Annotated in this window: 2 protein-coding genes and 1 pseudogene; 1 reads left to right on the top strand and 2 read right to left on the bottom strand. The window is 56.0% G+C overall.

The window, feature by feature from the left end:
- A pseudogene (locus BKN05_RS12405) lies at positions 1–413 on the top strand (hypothetical protein); the annotation flags it as partial.
- A gap of 42 nt (positions 414–455) precedes the next feature.
- On the opposite strand, the gene BKN05_RS12400 reads toward BKN05_RS12405, so the two are convergent.
- Positions 456–1,679 (bottom strand): DoxX family protein, encoded by a 1,224-nt coding sequence (locus tag BKN05_RS12400; protein ID WP_286688773.1) that lies wholly within the window; start codon positions 1,677–1,679, stop codon positions 456–458.
- Between the two features lie 69 nt (positions 1,680–1,748).
- Positions 1,749–2,591: an HNH endonuclease family protein gene (locus tag BKN05_RS12395; protein WP_236588362.1), complete on the bottom strand. Its 843-nt coding sequence runs from the start codon at positions 2,589–2,591 to the stop codon at positions 1,749–1,751.
- Positions 2,592–2,854: the final 263 nt, after the last annotated feature.

Here is a 2,854-nt window from a genome sequence, read left to right as displayed (position 1 = left end):
CCTGGCTCATGGTCCAGCTATTACGCCGTGGCTATCTTGTCGACGCCTGGCTTATCAACGCAGTGATCATGCTCCTGATCTCGCCGGTATCGTGGTCCCACCACTGGGTCTGGCTGGCCGTCGCCGTCCCGGTATGGTTCTGGCGAGCCCTGACATGGCGTAGTTATGCTCTCACCGTAGTCGTCGGTGCCTGGGTTTCCGTCTTGGTTTTCCTCGAGCAGCCACCCAAGTGGTGGTACGGCGACGCCATCAACGTACACGCGCTCAGCTTCTGGCCGAAGCTGCTTATCAGTGATTTTGTCTGGCTGGGGTTAGCCACCCTGCTTATCCTTGGCTGGGAATTGTCCGGCGCTCGGGACCGTAGACGTCTGCACCACCAGGCCCCGGAGCACCACGCACCCGCCGATATGTAAGCACGCGGTGCACCCAGAACCAGAACCGCAAGAGTTGGGTGTTTAGCTGGCCAACGGGTTGGTACCTGCGAATAGCCACCACGCAGCAACCACAGCAGCGATTCCGAGGATCGCGAAAATCCAGGACGATGCCAGCGGACGTCGTGCCCACCCACGGGCACCATCAAGCGCATACAAACCGGGACCGGTAAATTGTACAACCACCGCGATCGCGGCAACCATGACCGGTACCCACAGGGTTTCTTCCCAATTAAAGATATTGAGGCCAACCTGCGCGTCGGCAAGCTGGTGCACAGCCAGAAAACCACTCACTGTCACCGCAACCATGCCAGCAATCGGTGCTAATAGACCCAGCAGCAAGAAAATACCAGCAGCCAGCTGCAGCGCCGGCACCAAAATAGCCAACAAGTGGTCCTGGTTATAAGCAGAGAATTCGGATTCTAAGCCCGCGATGCCCTCGTGGTTGCCCAAGGAGAAAAACGTCCCCACTGCCTGAATAATCAGCCAGGCCGAAAATACAATACGCAATAAGAACAACCCGAAGTCGATAGTGCCGCGACGCGTCTCGGTTAGTTCAGCGTGCTCCATGGCACCTGCACCTGCTGCTTCTTCGTTTGGTATGCCATTGCCCTGCGCATAAGGCACATCATCCGGGAATTGCTGCTGGCCATCATGCGGCTGTCCCGGCTGGGTAGGTCCCGGCTGCATGTTGTTCGACGGTGTGTTGTTCGATTGTGCGGCCTGGTTTGGGATAGCGGATGCCGCCACCGGCACCGTAGTCTGCTTTCCTGCAGGGTCAATAACCTCGGTAGTTGCAAAATCTTCGTCTCGGTATTCCGGACGCTGCGAATCAGCGTCTACTTGGTTGTCGTTACCGTCTGGACCGCCATTAGCGCTAGAAGCCGCAGCCTTTTCCGAGCTACCTACTCCGGCTGCAGAACTCTGCTGCGCAAATTGGGTAGTCGGTTCGGAATCGTTACCAGGCCCAGTACTGTCAGCACGGTTCCTGCTAGCACCTGAATTCGGCTCAATGGTCTGCGGCGCCGCTCGACCGGCCCGCTGGAAAATCGTGGTGCGTTGTCCCTCCGATGCAGATTCGGCATCCCGTTTAAAGTCTGCTTTCACTTCCGTTTTAGCATCGGAATCTGCTGCAGACTTTTTCTGTGATGTTTGCGGCCCCTTATAAGTGGGAACATCAAACTCGTCGTCATGAAAATCCGCTTTGTCGGGCTGGGATTTATCTGGGTTATTTTTACCATCGCTCATGGCCCCAATTTATGCGACAGCCCAGCGTATAACCGGTACCAACCCGCCTACGATGGGATTTTCCCTGTTTTAGCACTGGTCCAACAGGTTACGCAGCGCCTGATGCTCCGCTTCTGTGACCCAGAGATCATAAACATATTTCACGTGGACCTGTATACGCCCATAATCACAGCGAAACGGCTTGTGCGGCGGCAGCCAGGTAGCAGCATCAGCAGCACCTTTCGCGCGGTTATTGGAAGCATCGACAGCCAGCAGGTTGATCGGATCGTTGGCGAAATCGCGGCGCTTGGTTTCATCCCACTGGAATGCTCCTTTCACCCAGGCGTCGCCAAGCGCAACCACGTGCTCGATATCTACCTGATTATCGCCACGGTGAAAATTGATGGTCTCGCCGGAATATGGGCTGACCAACCGACCGCTTTCGACCAAACACCCCCGGGTCCCGTTGCGGATGGAAATCTCGTCCAAATCGCGTTGCAGAATATCATTCCGGGTATCGCAGCCATTGTGCCCGCCTGCGACGTTAACGTCATCGCTCCACGGCTGGCCAAATAAAGCACGGTCATAATCCGAGTTCGGTGCCCGCCCTTTGATCTCAAGTGCAGCGTGCATGGCGCGGTAATCGAGGCTGTCATCGGTATACACGCCCGGCTCTGCGTGCGGGAAGGAATCCTTCAGGTCTTTGTCTGCTGAAGGTGCAGTAGGTGCACTCGGCTCTTCTGCCCCATCAGTTGCTTGGGCACCCTGAGTGGTTGTAACCGTCGTTGAGACCGTCGACACCGTTGTGGCCATGGAGACCGCTGACTCATGTGAGCCATCGCCGTGCGCAGATTCCACATCCGAACAACCAGCGAGGAAAACCGAGACTATGCCTGCAAGAGCGAGGCCGGTGAGTTTTTTACCTGCGCACATAATTTCACACAGTAGCACAAGCTCGGGTTTCAACAGGAACGGTGAGACAGCACTGAAACACCTCGCCCAACCATGGCTGAGCACATCGCATGCGCTGCCGCTTGTATACACGACAATGATATAGTTGATGTATCATATATTTTCGATACGCCAAGGAGGAATACCGTGGCAGCAGAAAACGACAACGACTGGGCCGGCGATGCCCAGAATGCCGCAACCGATGGTGAATTCACTCGCGATACCAGCTACATTGCAGATCGCGT

This window comes from Corynebacterium sp. S5S1, from assembly GCF_001913985.1.
GTDB classification, from domain to species: domain Bacteria; phylum Actinomycetota; class Actinomycetes; order Mycobacteriales; family Mycobacteriaceae; genus Corynebacterium; species Corynebacterium marquesiae.
Note: the sequence above shows the minus strand (reverse complement) of the source record. Positions and strands in the feature narration are given on the sequence as shown.